Genomic DNA, 18,186 nt, shown 5'->3' on the forward strand with positions numbered 1-18,186 from the left:
CTCAGCCGCTCAGCCGCTCAGCCGCTCAGCCGCTCAGCCGCTCAGCCGCTCAGCCGCTCAGCCACCCAGCCGTCCCCCGCCCCCTTCAACGCTTCCCTTGGCCCGCGGTCACGATCCCCTGCCCCGCCGCCCACGCATTGACATCATCCCGGCGGATCGCCGCCGCCATCAGCCCCGGGAACGCGTCCGGGGTACAGGCAAAGGACGGCACCCCCAGTGCCGCCAGCTTCGCCGCCAGCGCATGGTCATAAGCCGGTGCGCCTTCGTCGCTCAGCGCCAGCAGCGTCACGAACTGCACCCCGCTCTCGACCAGTTCCGAGGCGCGGCGCAGCAGCTGCTGCTCCACGCCCCCTTCGTAGAGGTCGGAGATCAGCACCAGGATGGTGTTGCGCGGCTCCCGGATCTGCGACTGGCAATACGCCACCGCCCCGTTGATGTCGGTCCCGCCGCCCAGTTGCACGCCGAAGAGCAGATCCACCGGATCGTTCAACTGCTCGGTCATGTCCACCACCGCCGTGTCGAACACCACCAGCCGCGTGCTGACCGACGGCAGTGACGCCATGACGGCGCCGAAGATGCTCGAATAGACCACCGAGTTGGCCATCGACCCGCTCTGGTCGATGCACAGCACCACCTCCCGCTGCGGCCGCCGCGCCTTGCGCCCGTAGCCGTGCAGCGTCTCCGGGATGACGGTGCGGTGGCTGGGTTGCCAATGCCGCAGGTTGGCGCGAATGGTGCGGTGCCAGTCGATCTCGGACAGCCGCGGACGGCGATTGCGCTGGCTTCGGTCCAGCGCGCCGGTCACCGCGCTTCGCATCGGCTCTTCCAGCTGCTTCATCAATTCGTCCACCACGCGGCGCACGACCTGACGCGCCGTGTCCCGCGTCCCGGCCGGAATGACACCCGACAGCGCAATCAGGCTGGCCACCAGATGCACATTGGGCTGAACGTTCTCCAGCATCTCGGGCTGGAGCAGCATGTCCCGCAGGTTGAGCTTCTCCAGCGCGTCCTTCTGCAGCACCTGCACCACGCTGCTGGGGAAGTACTTGCGGATGTCGCCCAGCCACCGGGCCACGCGCGGCGCAGAGCCCCCGCGCCCCCCGCGACGTTCCGCCGACAGGCCCTGGCCGTGCTCGTCGTACAGGGCACTGAGCGCCTGGTCCATCTCCTGCGCATCGCCGCTCAGGCCGCCGCAGCTCTGCTCGGCTTCACCGCCCAGCACCATCCGCCAGCGCCTGAGCCGGCCGGCTTCGTCGATGGGTTCACTCATGTCGCCACTCCCAGCAACTGGCGCAGCAGCGGCAAAGGCCGCACCGCGCGCGCGTCATCCCATGGGGCGGCGGCCTTCTGGCCAGCCCCCGGCCCCTTGCGGGCCGCACGGGCGCCGAGGTCGCGTCGCTCCCCAGGCTCGAACGCGGAGAAGGTGCGCCGCACCAGCGGCAGCACCCGCACAAAATGCTCTTCACTCAAGGACGCCAGCCACTGATCCACCAGCGGCCACACGCCGTCATGGTGCAGCAACACCACCGCATTGCGGTTGAGAAAGCCGTCCAGCCAGGCCGCGGCCTTGAGCGGCTCCGCTCCACTGCTCAGATGCAGGGACAGGGCTTGCGCAGCCTCGTCCGAGCTCAGGGCGCCGTCATCCAGCATCAAGCGCGTGGCCACGCCCTGCAGCAGCTCATGGACGCTGCCCGCATGGGCCAATTGGCGGATCGCCCGCTGCCATTGAAGCGCCGGTTCCTGCTGACGGCCGGGGTCCCGCAGCCGGATCGCGGCATGGGCCGCGAGCAAGTCCTGCCGCAACTGCTCGGCCGCAGCGTCGTCGATGGAGCGGCCCACCAGCGGCAGGCCAATCGCGGCCCGCACCACCAGGCCGTCAAACACCTGGCCGACCAGCGTGGCATCGGTCTGCCGGACATTGCCGTAGCGAAACACATTGGCTAGCGGCGGCAACGCGGTCATGAGCTGGCTGGCATCGCCGGTGAGCGCTGCATGGTCCTGCAGCGCCTGGGAGGCGATGGCCACGGCCTGCGGCAGGTCCGCCAGCAGCACCTGGTCCACCAGCTCGGCCAGCGTGGCCAGGTCCTTGGCCGCCTCGCAGCGTTCGGCCACTCGCGCCGTGGCGGCAGCTTCCACCGTTTGTCCATACCGGCTGGCCTCGATCAGACGAACCGCAAACGCCGGCTCCCATTGCAGGGTCCAGACTTCATGGAAGGTGCCGCGGGAAGAGCGTCCGACCCGCGCCAACGCGCCCCAGGCCACGCCCACCAGCGACAGGCGGTGCAGCAGATGACTGCGGGCCAGGTCGTTGGGCTGACGCAGGTCCAGGTCCAGCGTCTTCTGTACGGCCTCGGGCTTGAGCCGCAAGGATTTCTGGCTCTGCTCCAGGTCCCTTTGCAGCGGCACCTTGGGCACGGTGGGGGGCACCTGGCCCAGGCGGTCCCCAATGACCAGTTCTTCGCGGATGAAGTCCAGCAGCGCGTCGTCGCCCAAGGTCATCACCGTGCGGGTGGCTTCATGCAGCTCTTCCAGTCCGGGCGCCGGGCGCTGGCGCAGGGCGGCGAGCGTGTCGGCCAGCCGTGCAGCCTCGATGAGATGGGCGCTGGAGCAGTCGAGGTCTCGGGCCCGCATCAGGCGCGCCACGCGGGCCAGCCAGCCGACGGCGCGGGAGCGGGTCGCGTGCTGACCCGGCACGTCCTCTCCGGCGTCCGCGCTGCTGCGCCACAGATGTTCATACCAGCCGGGCGACTGGATGCCGGCGCCGTAGCCGCTCTGCCACGCCAGATGGCGGTAGGTCCAGGGCACCCAGGTGCTGGTGACCTTGAGCTTGGGCAGGCCCTTGAGCAGGGCCTGATCCGCCTTGACGGTCACGTCGGCCTTCAATCCGCCCAGATGCCAGGCGCCGCAGATGATGGCGATGCGCTGGAAGCCTTCCTTGCGGGCAGCGCGGATGCACTGCCGCATGTGGGCTTCGCGCAGGGCCTCGCGCTGCAGGCGCTCCGGCGGGAAGCGACCCTCATCCGGCAGTTCGGAGCGCACGGCCAGCATGGCCTCTTCGATGGCGGCGAACAGCTGCTCGCCGTCGCCGCGTTCCTCGACCATGTGGTTCCACCAGGCCTCGCCGTCCGAATAGCCGGCCGCGCGCGCGAGCCAGTCCAGCGGGTCCTCCCAGCGATCAGCGTCCGGCAGTGCAGCCTCCTCTGCTGTCGCGGAGGTCGAGTCGGTCTCGCCGGATGGTGCGTCCGCGCCGTTCTCGGTCGGTGCGGATGCTGCATCCCCTGCAACATCAGCCGCCGTTTCAGCGGCCATTTCAGCGGCCGGTTGGCGCTCTTCCGCCGCCTTGTCCCGCGCCAGACCGATGGCCACCGGCAGGTCGATGAAGCGAACCGTCGCCCCGGCCCGTGCAGCCCATCGCAGCGCCTGCCATTCCGGGGAGAACTCCGCAAACGGGTGGTACACCGCCCGCCCTGGCTCCTCCACCCCGTGCGTGAGCAAGGCCACGGGCGGCACCATGTCGGCCGCCAGCACGTCCGCCACCAGCGCGTCCGCCTCGGGGGGCCCTTCGATCAACACGCAATCCGGACGCAGGCTGTCCAGCGCACGCAGCAGGCTGCGCGCACATCCGGGTCCGTGGTGCCGCACCCCGAAGAAATGCAGCTCGCCGGGGGCCGTGCCGCCAGCGGCGGCAGCGGTGCCACCGGTGACAGCGTCGCTGCGGACGTCTCCGGCGGATGCAGTGTCCTGGTCGCTCACCGGGCTCACACCTGCTCGCGGCAGGCCCGGTAGAGGTCCTTCCAGTCGGCCCTCTCCTTCACCACCGTCTCGAGATATTCGGTCCACACCACCTGGTCCTGCACCGGGTCCTTCACCACCGCGCCCAGCAAGCCCGCGGCCATGTCGCGCGGGCTCAGCACGCCGTCCCCGAAGTGACCCGCCAGCGCCATGCCGCTGTTGATCACCGAAATCGCCTCCGCCGTGGACAAGGTCCCGCTCGGGGACTTGACCTGCGTCTTGCCGTCCTCGGTCCGGCCATTGCGCAGCTCACGGAAGATCTGCACCACCCGTCGCACTTCCTTGAGCGCGGGCGGCTCGGCCGGCAACTGCAGGGCGGCGCCCATCTCGGTGACGCGCTTCATCACGATCGAGACTTCCTCGTCCTCGGTGGCCGGCACCGGCAACACCACCGTGTTGAAGCGGCGCTTGAGCGCAGCGGACAGCTCATTCACACCCTTGTCGCGGTTGTTGGCCGTCGCAATGACGCTAAAGCCCCGCACCGCCTGGACTTCGCTGCCCAGCTCAGGCACCGGCAGAGTCTTTTCCGACAGCACGGTGATCAACGAGTCCTGCACATCGGCCGGGATGCGGGTGAGCTCTTCCACCCGCGCGATCTTGCCGGCCCGCATCGCCTTCATCAGTGGACTGGCGACCAGGGCCTGCTCCGACGGACCGTTGGCCAGCAGCTGCGCATAGTTCCAACCGTAGCGCAGCTGTTCTTCGCCGGTGCCGGCCGTGCCCTGGATGAGCAGCGTCGAGTCCCCGCTCACCGCCGCTGCCAGATGCTCGGACACCCACGATTTGGCGGTGCCCGGCACGCCGTACAGCAGCAGCGCGCGGTCGGTCGCCAGCGTCGCCACCGCGATTTCCATCAGCCGTTCATTGCCGATGTATTTGGGGCTGATCTGGAACCCGTTGTCCAGGGTGCCGCCCATCAGGTAGCGCAGCACCGCCCAGGGGGACATGCGCCAGTTTTCCGGGCGGGGACGCTGGTCTTGCCGCTGCAGCTCGTGCAGCTCTTCGGCGAACTGCTGCTCGGCGTGGCGGCGCAGCACGGGGGCGTTGGATGTCGTCATGGGGTCCTCGAGGTCAACCGGGGAAGATGGTGAAGGGCGCGACGCAGGGCCACCGCCTGGCTCACGGCGGTCATCGCGTCGGCATGGGAGGCGGTTTCGCCGTCCCGCTGAAACTGGGTGACGGTGGCGAAGTCGTCCAGGCAGTCGGGGTGGATGACGGCGCAGAACTCGGCCAGCAGCGGACGGGCGCCGTAGTCCTCCTTGAGCTTGCCGTCCCGGGCCCGGGCCAGCACCAGCCGGGTCATGGCCTGGGACAGCGGCAGGCCCAGGCCCTGGCCGTCCAGGCAGGCGGACAGCAGCACCGCCAGGGGCAACTGCGCCTCGTCGACATGGCGTTGCCAGTGCCGCTCGCGCCGCTCCTGCGGCAGCCATTGCAGCAACTGGGCCGAACGGGGAGACAGGGGATTCGCACGCCCGGCAGCGTCGGGCCGCAGCGCCGCCAGGAAGGCCTCGCACCAGTCCGGCTCGCGCGTGGCGGCCAGCGCGTCCAGCCAGCCACGCGACAAGGCCTCGGCCCAGTCGGTGGTGGCCGCCCATTGCAGGAGCTGCGCGGGCGCCAGGCCGGTCTGCGCCGTCCACCAGCCCACCGGGACCTGGCGGACCAGTTGATAGAGCCACCAGGCGCGATCACCCAGGCTGTCGTGCTGAGGGCGGACCGGGACGATCTGGTCGGCCTCCCAGTCCGGGGCCACCGCCGTGGGCGCGTCCAGGGCCCATCCTGGCCCTTTGCGGCTGTCGGTGCTGCGAAGCAATGCGGCCAGGCGGCCCTGCGCGCGACGCGTGTGGGCCGCACCGTCCACCTGCATCAGCAGTTGAACGGCCAGGTCGCGCACTTCGCGGCTGCGGTCCGCGCGGCACCGCTCCAGCAAGGGCTCATCCTCCGGTCCGATGCGGGCTTGCAGCACCGGCAGCAGCTCTACCCGCTCCTTGGCGGGCAGCTCAGGCAGGGCCTGGGCCAGGCGCTCGCGGGCTGCCGCGGGCGCCATGCGGCGCTCATGCAGAAGAAACGCGCGTCGCTGCTCCAGCGTGCCGTCGGTCCAGTGGGTGTCCTGCGGCTCATCGCCAGCGGCGCCGGCGGCGTATCGCCATTCCTCGCGCTGGGCCGCCAGCCACAAACCGCGCTCGCCCAGCGCCCGCAGCAAGGCCGCGCGCAGCGCCGTGGAGCGACGTCCAAGATCCAGGGCCAGGGGCAGCAGCACCGGCGGCAGTCGATAGCCGGCCGCAGCGAGAGTCTCCATCACCAGCAGGTGCAGCCGCGCCGGACCGTCCTGCAAGGCCCATTGCAGCAGCGGCAACAAGGCGGCCGGCGGCGCAGGACGTTGATCGGCATCGGCGGGCGCTGGTGGCGCGTTGGGGGCCGCGCCGGGCTGGACACCCGCCAGCAGGCAGGGCGCAAGCACCGCCGCGACGCGAAGCACCGCCTCGGCAGGCCCATTGGCATGGGCGCCGACCTGGGCGATCAGCTCGCCCACCTCGCCCGGCCACTCGGGCAGCGGGCCGCCCTGGCGCTCGGTGCCCACCATCAACGTGGGCAGCAATGGGGTCCATGAACTCATGCCTGGCTCCTGATCCACAGCGGCGCCCGTTCGGCCCCGGCCCACGCCGTCAAGGGACGCAAACGCTCCCCGTCCCATTCACCGGCCACCGTCAGGGGATGCCCGCCGGAGGTCGCCATCAACAGCCAGCGTTCCTGTTCACCCAGCGCCAGGGGCAAGCACTGCTGCCCGGACTGGAGGAACGGGCCGGCGTCGGTCATGACGACGGTCGCATCGGCCAGCACCATCGGATGGAGCTGCACAAAGGGATGCGCGGCGATGCGGTCGGCCACCGCCTGCCATTCGCCGGCCCAGCCTCCCTCGGCCCCCAGCACCAGTTGGGTCGGCGTCAGCCCCATCGGCTGAAGGCTCAGTACATCGGCTTCCTCCTGCCGCTGCTGCACCAAGGCTCTCAGCGGGCTGGCCCCCGGGTAGAACGCCAGCGTGGCCGCCACGCCGCTGCCGGGCACCCACAGGCCGTTGAAACCCTTGCCACCATGGGCATGCTCCAGCAGCCAGGCGCGGCGCCCGGTGCGCTCGCCTTGCAGCCAGACCCGGCGCTCCATCAGCCGGCCTTCGCGTTCTTCGATGACGGCGGCCAGCACGGCCCACCGGTCCTCCACCCGTTCTCCGCTGGCCAGCACATCGGCCTGGTCCAGCGGCCAGCCGCACAGGGTGCGCAGGTCTGCCTGCACCGGACCTGGCAATTGCTCGCGGCGGGACAGGGCCTCAGCGGCCAATTGCAGCAGGCCCAGCCGCAAGATCATCCGTTCCGGCCAGTCCGCGCCTTCGCGCCAGACCTCTGCCGCTGCCAGCACCCGTTGGCCCAGGCCCGGCGCCTGGGCATCCACCATCCGGGCGGCCATGGTGCGCCAGCCCTGCAGGGCCGCGGCATCCAGCGCACCGAAGCCTCGGGTGACCTGGTCGCCCAGCCAGCGCTGCAGTTCCTGCGCGGCCGTCTCGATGCGCTGCCAGCGCTGGGCCTCCCGCTTCGAGGACGGCTCATCCACGGCCGCGTCGCTCTCGCCCGGGGCCCGCTGGGCCGCACGCTCCTCGGCGCGGCGGGTGGCGTCGCGGTCCCGTTCCTCTTTTTTCTCGGCGCGTTCATTGCGGGACGCCAGCCACTCGCTCACCCAGGCCGGCGCCTCGGTCGCAGTGAAGCTGGCGGCGGTCTGCACCCGCATCAGCAGCAAGGCCAGGCCATGCTTGCAAGGAAACTTCCGGCTGGGGCAGGAGCATTTGAAGGCGGGCCCGCTCAGGTCCACCTGAGTCTGGTAGGGCTTCGAACCGCTGCCCTGGCATTCCCCCCACAGCGCTGCGTCGCTGGCCCCCAGCAGCGGCCATTTGGCCGGCGATGTCAGGCCGCGGGCCGCCTTGGCCGACGCATCGTCCGGCGCCAGCGCCAGCACTCCCTCCATGGTCAGCGACATGCTGGCCCGCTCCCGAAATGTTTGTTGAATGGCGGGCAGTCTAGCCAAGTTCAGGGACCGCCAGACGCGTCCAAAGTCACGCACGCCCGGCAGCCTTGCGCAGGCCACGGCGGCAGGCCCGCCCCCCGGTTCATGGGGGAATGCCCTGATGTCGGGGCGATCCTGCGGCGCTTGCGCCCTGGCAAGCCCGGAACTGTTGCATGGATGCCCTCGCCGATTCACCGCCACTTGCCGATACTGCCGGCCTGCGCGGAGCGCAGAGGTTTCACTTGCTCGATCGGATTGCCATGGACTTTCAGATGAATCTTCCCGTGCGTGCCACGTCTTGTGCTGCACCGCGCAATGGCCGGAACAGGATGCCGGGACTGAGCCGCCTGCGTCTGCAAGGGAGCCTGGTGGCCATGGCAACGGCGCTGCTGACCGCATGTGGCGGCGGTGGTGACACCAGCAGCGGCAGCGACACCGACAGCAATGCCACCACCACCTTCGCCACGCTGGTGAGGGTGGCCGCCGAACCCGCTGGCACGCAATGCCCCCTGGCCGGCGTGCGGGTGGATTCCGGCAAAGACATTGATTCGAATGGCGTACTGGCCGACACCGAAGTGACCGCGACCCAGTACGTCTGCAATGGTGCGACCGGCGCAACCGGACCAACGGGTCCCACGGGCTCCACAGGCAATGCCGGCAGCAATGGCCTCTCCGCCCTGGTGCGCGTGCAGGTGGAGCCTGCCGGCAGCCATTGCGCCCAAGGCGGCTCTGCGGTGCAGGCTGGCCTGGACAGCAATTCCAACGGCGTGCTGGACAACAGCGAAGTCACCAGCACCAGCTATGTCTGCAGCGGCCCGACCGGCGCCACCGGCCCGACCGGCAGCACAGGCAGCACGGGCAGCGCGGGGTACGACAGCCTGCTGCTGCTCACCGCAGAACCCGCAGGGGCCAATTGCACCTATGGCGGACAGCGTGCGGAGTCCGGGCTGGACACCAATCGCAATGGCGTGCTGGACATCACCGAAGTCACCCGCACCTCCTTCTTGTGCAGTGCCGCACCGGCGGATACGCAATGGGTGAATGTGACGGGCGGCTCGGTCCAGGCGGTGTCCAACACCGGCTATCTGGCCAACGCGAGCACGCCGGTCACCATCACGCTGCCCGCCAACCCGGCCATCGGTGACTGGATCAAGGTCACCGGCGTGGGCACGGGCAGTTGGACCGTGGCGCAGAACGCCGGCCAGCGCATCAGCACCCGGGCCCTGCCCGGCGGCTCGAACCTCAGCTGGACCGACAAAGGCTTGCCGCAAAGCTGGTCCGCCGTGGCCATGTCCAGCGACGGCACACGACAGGTGGCCGCGGCAGCGTCGGGCAATCTGTATGTGTCCACGGATGGCGGCGCCAGCTGGATCCTGCGCAGGACGGGGGCGCCCTGGACCGGTGTCGCCACCTCGGCCGATGGTCTGAAGCTGGCCGCCTGCGCGAACGGCGGCGCCATCCATCTCTCCACCGATGGCGGCATCAGCTGGACGACTGACGGCAGCAGCCGCGCCTGGGCGGCCATTGCAAGTTCGGCGGACGGCAACCGGCTGGTCGCTGCAGCTTACCTGGATGGCGTCTACACCTCTTCGGACGGTGGCCTCAACTGGACCCAGCATGAAAGCGGCCGCGCCTTCCGGACTGTCAGCTCGTCGGCCGATGGCCGGGTGCTGGTGGCGGGGACCAACGGTGCGGAGCTCTATGTGTCGAATGACTTTGGCGCCACCTGGACGGCGCGCGCCAGCGCCCAGTACTGGTGGGGCCTGGCCTCTTCGGCAGACGGCACGCGGCTCTATGCCACGGTGGACACGGGCAACATCTGGACCTCCACCGATTTCGGCGTCACCTGGGATCGCCGGGATTACGCGCGGACCTGGCGCGGCATCACCACCTCCCAGGACGGTCGCTTCGTCGTCGCAACGACGGACAGCGGCCTGATCTATCAATCCACCGACTTCGGCAAGACCTTCGATTCGAGCGCCGACGTGGGCGCCTGGACCGGCGTGGCCAGCAGCAGCGATGGGCAGATCCTGCTGGCAGGGAAGTTTGGCGCTGATCTTTACAGCGGCACCCGGCGCGCCTACACCACCCTGGGCGTATCCGGTTTCCTCTCCGGAGGACGGGATGATGCGATCCAGCTCCAGTATGTGGGTGGCGGCACCTTCGTGCCCATCAGCTTTGTGTCGGCCAATCTGGTCTTCACGGTGAATTGAGCGCTGCCAGGCGCAGCGGCCAAGCCGCTGATCGCCCAGCGGGCGGATGCCAGACGGCGTCCGCTGCGCTCGATTGTGTCCATCGGTGAAGAATTCCAGTCGCGGACCAGTTGCGGCCACCCCCTGACGCAATGGGCCTTCACGCTGCTGCGCGGGCGGCGCAAACGCTAGTGCTGATTACGGTTTCTCACGAAGCCGCAGTGGCCGCGAAGACGGCATCAACGAACATGCAGCCGGCTCCTGATGCCCGCTCTCCTGCCTCACAAGAACGCCATCGTCTCCTGACGGGACACCAGGCGTCGCCATCGCTGAACTTGCCTGCCGACCCGCACTGACTGTGGGTGGGCGTGGTCTGCGCACGCTTGAACGTGCCGGGGCGAGCGACGGGAGCGTCCTGTTCAACAGCGGAGGTTCCATGTTCAAGAAGAAATCACTGGCGGTCGCGCTGGGGCTGGCCGGCCTTTGGGTCGGCGCCGCCCACGCGGCCTTGCCCGCCCAGCTCAGCTATACGGTCAACAACCGATGGAGCGGCGGTTACTGCGCCACCGTCAAGGTGACCAATCCCAACACAACGGCCATGACCTGGAGCGGTACGCTGCAGATCGAGGGCAGCGTCAGCAATGTCTGGAATGCGGAATGGTCCGCGCAGCGGTCTGCGCAAGGGTCCGCACTGACCCTGCAGGGCATTGCCTGGAACCGCATCCTGGCACCGCTGGGCAAGAACGAGAGCGTCGGCTTCTGCGCGACCGTGTCGGCAGCCGCGCCCGCGCCGACACCGACTCCGGCTCCTACACCCGCGGCCTCTCCAGCGCCCACGCCCTCACCGGCCCCAGCTCCAACGCCCGCGCCTGCTCCGGCACCAGTGCCAACTCCTGCACCGGCACCTGTCCCCACGCCCGCTCCCACTCCCGCCCCGGCGCCAGCACCTACTCCCGCACCCGCTCCGGCCCCAGCGCCCACCGCCGGTGTCGTGGACGCCGGCACCACGCTCACCCCCTGGTACACCGGCACCCCCACCGCGCCGGTGGTCACCCCGGGCACCTGGCGCGCCGGCGGGCCCAACCCGGAACAGGCCGCTTTCAAGCTGGTCAAGGAAAGCGCCCACTTCGCCTTCTACTCCGACGAGGCAGTCTCCGACGCCGACCTCACGCTGGCCGTCAACACCCTGGAAAACACGGTGTGGAACTCCTTGTTCGGTGCTGGCCTGTACATGCCCGAGCCCTTCTACAACAAGGCCGACAAGATCAAGCCCGCCATCCACATCCACTCCGGCTGGGGCCTGACCGGCGGTGCCTGGGTGGACAGCTCCCGCAACCTGCACCTGGGCATGTGGATCGCGCCCGCGGCCCTGAAGGACCATTGGGGCCTGACCCATGAGTTCACCCACGGCTGGCAGTCCTGGGCCGGCAACAACGGCGGCATGGCCTGCAACACCGCCAACACCTGCGGCTGGATCTTCGAGAGCCATGCCAACTTCACGCCGCACCAGCTGCCGGAGTACAAGAGCGATGTGCATTGCTCCGAGATGCTGCCCAATGCGCCGCATCTCTACCTGGGCTCCACCCGGGACCGCTACTGCAACTGGCAGTTCATGGAGTACCTGAAGGATCGCTACGGCCCGGAAGCCGTGACCCAGATCTGGACCACCGCCGGGTCGGACCCGTTCACCAACCTGCAGAAGGCCCGCGGCTGGACGCTGCCCCAGCTCAACGACTTCTTTGGGGAGTGGGCCCTGCACAACGTGACCTGGGACTACAAGGCCACCCCCGACGCCTTCCGCAACAGCTACGGCAACATCACCCTGACCGACCGGGCCGAGCGCATGCGGCGCCTGATGCCGCTGGAAGCGCTGGACACCAGTTGGGCCACCAACCGGCGTTTTGTCTCGCCCTACTACGGCTCGCCGCAGCGGCTGGGCTACAACGTGGTGCGGCTCTACCCGGAAGCAGGCGCGACCACGGTGACGGTGAAGTTCCGCGGCATCGACCAGACCGGCACCAATGCGGACTTCCGCTGGGGTCTGGTGGCCACCAACTCGCAGTTCACCGCGTCCCGCTACAGCGGCCTGCAAAAAGGCCTGGATGGTGAGCTGACCTTCAAGGTGAGCACCGGCGAGCCGCTGTTCCTGGTGGTGGTGGCCACGCCGTCGGTGTTCAAGTCCGTCACCTGGGACCAGGCCTATGGCTCGATCCCCCGCTACCGCTACATGGTGGAGCTGGCGGGCGCATGGCCGCAGGGCTTCCAGGGCGGCAAGCGCGACCTGTGCCCGACCGGCACGGCCCGCCACAGCAACGGCGGCGGCTGCGCACCGACCTCGACCCCGACCACCGTCTACGTCGGCCCCTACGCCACCATCCTGCCCAGCGGCCGTGCCACCGGCAACGCCCGCATCGAGGACCAGGCGATCGTGGTGAACGGAACGGTCTCGGACAATGCCGTGGTCGGCGGGCTGAGCATCATCGGCATGAGCGGCAGCCCGTGGGGCAACAACAGCTTCAATGTGAGCGGCTCGGCGCAGGTGCGCACCACCTTCTATCCGCTGGGCTTCTTTGAAGCCAGCCAGGCCGCGTCCGGCACGCTCAACCTGCACGGGGATGTGGAGTACCGCGGCGTGGGGCTGAATCTGTCCAGCGGCTACCGCTCCGGCTTTGTGGACGCGACCTCGACGGTGGGCCTGTCCACCGACGTGAATCCGAAGACGACGCCGGTGTGGCGCCCATGATGAGCGGCATGGCCGGGACCTGCTACGGCGGGACGGCCTGACCGGCACGCAAGGGGAGCAGCGCTCCCCTTTTTCTTGGGTGGGCCGCGCTCAGGTCGCCAGGCTCGGATCGGGCGTCTGGGTGCAGCCCCCCGCCTTGACCACGCGCTGCGTGGAGGCCGGATGCTTGCGCAGGCCACCAGCGGGTCCGCCTTCGGGTCGGATGGGCCGCAGCACCAGATTGCCGAGGCAATTGGGGCAGTGCCCGGCCAGGACGCCCTGGGCGCAGTCCGGGCAATAGGTGCACTCATAGCTGCAGATGTAGGCCGGCGCGCTCGGGCCGAGGTCCGTGTCGCAGCATTCGCAGTTGGGGCGGAGGTCGAGGATGGCCATGGCGGGGGGTCCTGGGGATCTGGGGATCTGCGCGCATTGTGTCAGGCGCCTCATCGTCCCCCGAAGCCGCGACAGACCCCGGCCCGCCCCTGTGTCGCGCCTGACGCACCGCGAAACCAAGAAGCAACACTGCGTTAACGGAGCACTGTGCTCTGCGGATCCCGCTGGTTGCAGGCCAGCAGTCCTTCCATCGCGCCTCTGCGCAGGGAACGCCCCATGGCGCCGGCCCCCGCCGCGCAACCGCCCGGCCGCTTCTGAACTTGCCACGCCCCTGAAACCGCTTTCCGCCGCTTACGAATCGGCAACACCGGTTGCACCGCTGCGGGGCACGTCCTCCGAATAATCGCGCCTCGCCCGGGGATGGCGCCTGTCGCCCGACCTGCCGGGTCCGGCTCGCCTGCGACCTCCGCGGCGCCCCAGTCACGTCCCTGTCCAAGGAGTCCCCATGTCCGTGTCCCCCATGCACGCGCCCGGCGCGTCCGGCGCGCCCAGCACGCTGCGGCTGCATCCCCTGTCCCTGTCGCTGGTCCTGGCGGGCCTGCTGGTTGGTTGCGGCGGCGGCAGCTCCGGCGACGCGGCCACCCAGGAAGCACGCCTGCGCGGCGGTTCCGGCACCGCCCCGGCCACCGCGCCCCAGGTCTGCCTCTTCGAACACATCAACTACGCCGGCGCCAGCCTGTGCCTGACCAGCAGCAGCAGCTGGATCGGCCGCGCCTGGAATGACCGGGTGTCGTCGCTGAAGGTGCCAGCCGGCTACAAGGTGGAGCTGTTCTCCGACATCAACTATGGCGGCCGGGTCCTGACGGTCACCGCCAGCACCAGCACGCTGGTGTCGTCCCGCTTCAACGATGTGGTCTCCTCGGTGCGCATCACGCCGCCGACGGTGACGCCGCCGCCGGCTCCGGCACCCGCGCCCGCCCCTGCACCGGCCCCCGCTCCCGCGCCGAACCCGCCGACCAGCCAGGCCACCCTGGCCTCGGTGCAGTTCGCGCAGTCCATGCTGTACGGCAGCAATGACGACCAGCTGGTGCTGGTGGCCGGCAAGCCCGCGCTGCTGAAGGTGAACGTGACCGCACCGGCCTCGCCGTCCACCATGCCCGCAGCGACCGCCAAGGTGGAGAACACCGTGGACGGCACCAGCCGCGACCTGACCCTGGCCGCGCCGCGTCGTGGCCTGCCGACCACCGTGTCGGCCGTGCCCTCGTTCGACGATGCCTACACCGTCACCGTCCCGGCCGAGCTGGTCAAGGCCGGTCTGAAGGTGACGGTGAATGTGGCCGGCGTCGGCGCCCAAACCTTCACGCCGCGCGTGGGAGGCGGCACCGCCATGCGCTTCATCCCGATCTCGGTGAAGATCGCCGGCACCAGCGGCCAGTTGCCCGCCGACCAGACCGCCCACCTGCGCGCCCTGTTCCCGGTGGCCACGGTGACCGGCCAGTCGCACCCCGCTTACGTGTCGACCCGCGTCACCACCCTCCCGACGACGGACGATCAGTGGAGCGACGCTTTCGGCAAGATCCTGGGCGAGCTGTCCGACCTGCATGCGCTGGAGCGCGCCGCCCGTCACGACTACTACTTCGGCTTCATCCCCAAGCGCACCTGGGGTCTGGCCGGCCTGGGCTACATGCCCGGCAACTCGGCAGTCGGCTTCGACATGCCCAGCGCGCCGGACACGGTGCGGGACGTGGTGGCCCATGAACTGGGGCACAACTTCTCGCTGCCGCATGCCGCCTGCGGCGGAGCGGGCTCGCCCGATCCGAAGTACCCGTATCCGGACGCCAACCTGGGCAAGCCGGGCCGCTACATCTGGAGCTTCCTGTCCGACACCAACAGCTTCTACGATCCGCGTCCGACCGACCGTCACGACATCATGAGCTACTGCGGTGGCGTGGTGTTCTCCGACTACAACTACCGCCTGATGCAGACCTTCCTGACGCCGGCGGATGGCCCGACGACCAAGGCCGCTTCGGTCACGACGGCGCCGGACCAGGACGTGCTGCTGATCAGCGGCAGCATCCGCGGCAAGCAGATCGAGATCAATCCGGTGAAGACGCTGGTGTCCAAGCCGGAAACGACCAGCGGTCCGTATGTGCTGCGTCTGCAGACGGTGGCGGGTCAGATCATCGACTACGCTTTCACCCCGCAGGCACTGGACCATGAGGGCGAGCTGCTGCACTTCCGCGTGCTGGTGCCCAAGGTCGAGAACATCGCCAGCATCAGCGTGCTGCGCGACGGCAGCACCCTGAGCCAGGTGGCCGCGCGTGCCACCAACGCACGTCAGCGAGCGCTGGCCGCCGGTGCCAGCCGCTCGGTGGTGCAGGTGCAGGAGACTCGTGGCCAGGCCACGCTGCGCTGGGATGCCGAAGCCACGCCGTTCTTGAGCGTGACCTGGACGGACGGCACCCGCCGCCTGAACCTGGCGCAGGACCTCAAGGGCGGCCAGGCGACGCTGGACACCAGTGCGCTGCCGACCGGTGGTCGCTTCGAGATGGTGGTGTCCGATGGCGTGAACGCGCAGCGGGTGGAACAGGCGCGCTGAACTTCGCGCTGAAGCGGCACTGAAGGTCTGCGCAGCCAGCGCTGAAGAAGCGCTGGCGCTGCGCGGGCCAACGACAGGCCACCAGCAGGCCCTCCAAGGTCCATTCGTCAGGATGGATACCGGGAGGGCCTTCTTCATTGCCGCGCCCCCCAATGACCCGGAGGCGCCGTTGCAGGAGCGATCAGCCTGCCGCCATCCGTGCCGCCAGGAAATCCAGGAAGCATTGGATGCGCGCCGAGAGCGGCGTGTTGCGGTAGTACACCGCGTTCACCGGCTGCAGCACCTCCACCGTGTCCTTCACCAGGACCGGGACCAGCGCACCGCTGCGGCGGTCTTCCTCCGTCATGAAGTCCGCCAGGCAGGCCAGGCCCTGACCGGCCAGCGTCAACTGGCGCACCGTCTCGCCGCTGGACGCCTTGATGCTGGGCGTGATCTCGAAGCTGTTGCTCTGCGCATGCCGCAGCGGCCAGTGATTCAGCGACTCCGGCTGTGTGAAACCGATGAGCAAATGGCGCGACAGGTCGCTCACCTTTCGGGGTCGACCATGCGCCTCCAGATAGGACGGCGCCCCCAGCACCCGCAGGCGGTAGCTGCCCAGCGGCCGGGCGTGCAGCGTCGAATCCCGCAGTCGGCCAATGCGCAGGGCCACATCGGTGCGCTGCTCGATGAGGTCGATGATGTTGTCGCTGCTGTGCAGCTCCAGCTCGATGTCGGGGAACTGCTCGCGGAAGGCCGCCACCATCGGCACCACCACATGCAGCATGAACGGCGAGGCGGCATTCACGCGAAGCCGTCCCGCCGGGCGCTGGTGGCGGATGGTCATCTGATATTCGGCGGACTCCACCGCGGCAAGGATGTCCCGTGCATGCGTGAGGAACACCGCGCCCTCCTCCGTCAACTCCAGCTTGCGGGTGGTGCGGCGCAGCAGCGTGGTGCCCAGCTTGGTCTCCAGGCGCCCCAGCGCCCGGCTGATGCCGGAGACCGTCTGCTCCAGATGATCGGCCGCGGCCGTGATGGAGCCGCTGTCGATCACGGTGGTGAAGGCCAGCAGTTCTTCGAGGCTGATTTTCATCGTTGACTCCGAGTCAAAGGAATTCTGCCTGATCACGGCTTTTTCGGAATCAATCCGGTCTTCACACTTCGGGCCTGACATCTTCCCTGGAGTGATTCATGCCTCTGGCCCTTCTTGCGCTGACGCTCAGCGCCTTTGCCATCGGCACGACCGAGTTCGTGATCGTTGGCTTGATTCCCACGGTGGCTGCCGACCTTGGCGTCGGCCTTCCGTCTGCCGGGCTGCTGGTCAGCCTGTATGCGCTGGGTGTGGCGGTGGGCGCGCCCGTGCTGACCGCGCTCACCGGCAAGGTGCCGCGCAAGACGCTGCTGCTGTCGCTGATGGCGCTGTTCACCGTCGGCAATCTGCTGGCGTGGAAGGCACCGGGGTATGAGTCCCTGGTTGCGGCACGGGTGTTGACTGGGCTGGCCCACGGGGTGTTTTTCTCGATCGGGTCCACCATCGCCACGAGCCTGGTGCCCAAGGACAAGGCGGCCAGCGCGATCGCCATCATGTTCACCGGGCTCACGGTGGCGCTGGTGACGGGCGTGCCGCTGGGCACCTTCATCGGCCAGCATTTCGGCTGGCGGGCAACCTTCCTGGCCGTGTCGGCGCTGGGGGTCATCGCCATGCTCGGCAGTGCCGTGTTCGTGCCGGGGAAGCTGCGTCACACGCCGCCGGCATCACTGGCGCAGCAGGCCCGTGTGCTGGCGGAGCCGCGCCTGCTGCTGGTCTATGCCAAGACGGCGATTGGCTATGGCGGCAGCTTCATCCCCTTTACCTTCCTCGCGCCCATCCTGCAGGACATCAGTGGCTTTGCGCCGAGCTCGGTGGCATGGGTGATGCTGGTGTATGGCGTGTCGGTGGCGGTGGGCAATCTGTGGGGCGGCAAGCTGGCGGACCGCAAGGGGCCGATTCGTGCGCTGCAGATCATCTTTGGGTTGTTGGCGGCGGTGCTGATGCTGCTGACCTTCACTGCGCCGCATCCGTGGCTGGCGGTCGGGACCGTGCTGCTGTGGGGCGCCGTGGCTTTCGGCAATGTGCCCGGCTTGCAGGTGTACGTGGTGCAGCAAGCTGAGCGGGTGGCCCCGCAGGCGGTGGACGTGGCGTCGGGGCTGAACATCGCGGCCTTCAACCTGGGCATTGCCGGCGCGGCCTGGGCCGGCGGATTGATCGTGACCCATCTGGGGCTGCAGCACACGCCGTGGATCGGGTCGCTGGTGGTGCTGGTCTCGCTGGGTCTGACGACCTGGAGTGGCGCGCTGGATCGTCGCAGTGGCGTGCCGTTGCGGTTCAATGGGCCGCGGCCGGTGGGGCATTGAGCTTTCGGCGCTGGGCCCGGGACCGCAGAGCCAATTCGCGGGGTCTCGCCTGGATTCAAGGCGCAGTCCAGCGTGGAGTGTGCAAAGGTGACTGATGAGTCGACAACAAATGCGTGATGGCTTTA

At 69.0% G+C, this 18,186-nt stretch carries 11 protein-coding genes; 4 read left to right on the forward strand and 7 right to left on the reverse strand.

Annotated elements, in window-relative coordinates; translation table 11 throughout:
- Positions 1 to 85: 85 nt before the first annotated feature.
- From DES44_RS17805 to DES44_RS17825, 5 genes are read right to left on the reverse strand one after another with little or no spacing between them, the layout of a single operon-like run.
- Positions 86 to 1,270 (reverse strand): VWA domain-containing protein, encoded by a 1,185-nt coding sequence (locus DES44_RS17805; protein WP_058933451.1) that lies wholly within the window; start codon positions 1,268 to 1,270, stop codon positions 86 to 88.
- Complete coding sequence (locus DES44_RS17810) at positions 1,267 to 3,753, reverse strand: DUF5682 family protein (RefSeq protein ID WP_232309908.1); 2,487 nt, start codon at positions 3,751 to 3,753, stop codon at positions 1,267 to 1,269. The genes DES44_RS17805 and DES44_RS17810 overlap by 4 nt, the downstream gene beginning before the upstream one ends.
- Positions 3,754 to 3,758: 5 nt before the next feature.
- Positions 3,759 to 4,850: an ATP-binding protein gene (locus DES44_RS17815; protein WP_058933450.1), complete on the reverse strand. Its 1,092-nt coding sequence runs from the start codon at positions 4,848 to 4,850 to the stop codon at positions 3,759 to 3,761.
- On the reverse strand, positions 4,847 to 6,406 hold the full coding sequence (locus DES44_RS17820) for a DUF5691 domain-containing protein (protein ID WP_147307129.1): 1,560 nt from the start codon (positions 6,404 to 6,406) through the stop codon (positions 4,847 to 4,849). Before DES44_RS17820 ends, DES44_RS17815 begins: the two co-directional genes overlap by 4 nt.
- Positions 6,403 to 7,815 (reverse strand): SWIM zinc finger family protein, encoded by a 1,413-nt coding sequence (locus DES44_RS17825; RefSeq protein WP_058933448.1) that lies wholly within the window; start codon positions 7,813 to 7,815, stop codon positions 6,403 to 6,405. Before DES44_RS17825 ends, DES44_RS17820 begins: the two co-directional genes overlap by 4 nt.
- A 356-nt stretch (positions 7,816 to 8,171) precedes the next feature.
- Here DES44_RS17825 and DES44_RS17830 point away from each other — a divergent pair, with 356 nt between their 5' ends.
- Both DES44_RS17830 and DES44_RS17835 read left to right on the forward strand, forming a co-directional pair.
- Positions 8,172 to 10,055 (forward strand): WD40/YVTN/BNR-like repeat-containing protein, encoded by a 1,884-nt coding sequence (locus DES44_RS17830; RefSeq protein ID WP_058933447.1) that lies wholly within the window; start codon positions 8,172 to 8,174, stop codon positions 10,053 to 10,055.
- 415 nt (positions 10,056 to 10,470) lie between these two features.
- Positions 10,471 to 12,777: a DUF6055 domain-containing protein gene (locus DES44_RS17835; protein ID WP_083525243.1), complete on the forward strand. Its 2,307-nt coding sequence runs from the start codon at positions 10,471 to 10,473 to the stop codon at positions 12,775 to 12,777.
- 90 nt (positions 12,778 to 12,867) lie between these two features.
- Here DES44_RS17835 and DES44_RS17840 read toward each other — a convergent pair whose 3' ends face one another.
- Entirely contained in the window at positions 12,868 to 13,143 is a 276-nt protein-coding gene (locus DES44_RS17840; protein ID WP_058937129.1) for a DUF1272 domain-containing protein, read from the reverse strand.
- 451 nt (positions 13,144 to 13,594) lie between these two features.
- Between DES44_RS17840 and DES44_RS17845 the strand changes: the two genes are divergently transcribed.
- On the forward strand, positions 13,595 to 15,688 hold the full coding sequence (locus DES44_RS17845; protein WP_058933446.1) for a peptidase inhibitor family I36 protein: 2,094 nt from the start codon (positions 13,595 to 13,597) through the stop codon (positions 15,686 to 15,688).
- A gap of 181 nt (positions 15,689 to 15,869) precedes the next feature.
- On the opposite strand, the gene DES44_RS17850 is transcribed toward DES44_RS17845, so the two are convergent.
- Positions 15,870 to 16,760, reverse strand: a complete 891-nt coding sequence (locus DES44_RS17850) for a LysR family transcriptional regulator (protein ID WP_058937128.1) — start codon at positions 16,758 to 16,760, stop codon at positions 15,870 to 15,872.
- A gap of 98 nt (positions 16,761 to 16,858) precedes the next feature.
- Between DES44_RS17850 and DES44_RS17855 the strand changes: the two genes are divergently transcribed.
- The gene (locus tag DES44_RS17855) at positions 16,859 to 18,061 is read left to right on the forward strand and encodes an MFS transporter (protein WP_058933445.1); all 1,203 of its coding nucleotides are present in this window, start codon (positions 16,859 to 16,861) and stop codon (positions 18,059 to 18,061) included.
- Positions 18,062 to 18,186 lie beyond the last annotated feature (125 nt).

Source organism: Roseateles depolymerans (assembly GCF_003387155.1).
Classification (GTDB): Bacteria; Pseudomonadota; Gammaproteobacteria; order Burkholderiales; family Burkholderiaceae_C; genus Roseateles; species Roseateles depolymerans.

Excerpts from the sequence above, each read along its gene's own strand:
- DES44_RS17805 (WP_058933451.1), bottom strand. The coding sequence starts at position 1,270 with ATGAGTGAACCCATCGACGAAGCCGGCCGGCTCAGGCGCTGGCGGATG.
- DES44_RS17815 (WP_058933450.1), bottom strand. The coding sequence starts at position 4,850 with ATGACGACATCCAACGCCCCCGTGCTGCGCCGCCACGCCGAGCAGCAG.
- DES44_RS17820 (WP_147307129.1), bottom strand. The coding sequence starts at position 6,406 with ATGAGTTCATGGACCCCATTGCTGCCCACGTTGATGGTGGGCACCGAG.
- DES44_RS17825 (WP_058933448.1), bottom strand. The coding sequence starts at position 7,815 with ATGTCGCTGACCATGGAGGGAGTGCTGGCGCTGGCGCCGGACGATGCG.
- DES44_RS17830 (WP_058933447.1), top strand. The coding sequence starts at position 8,172 with ATGCCGGGACTGAGCCGCCTGCGTCTGCAAGGGAGCCTGGTGGCCATG.
- DES44_RS17835 (WP_083525243.1), top strand. The coding sequence starts at position 10,471 with ATGTTCAAGAAGAAATCACTGGCGGTCGCGCTGGGGCTGGCCGGCCTT.
- DES44_RS17845 (WP_058933446.1), top strand. The coding sequence starts at position 13,595 with ATGTCCGTGTCCCCCATGCACGCGCCCGGCGCGTCCGGCGCGCCCAGC.
- DES44_RS17850 (WP_058937128.1), bottom strand. The coding sequence starts at position 16,760 with ATGAAAATCAGCCTCGAAGAACTGCTGGCCTTCACCACCGTGATCGAC.
- DES44_RS17855 (WP_058933445.1), top strand. The coding sequence starts at position 16,859 with ATGCCTCTGGCCCTTCTTGCGCTGACGCTCAGCGCCTTTGCCATCGGC.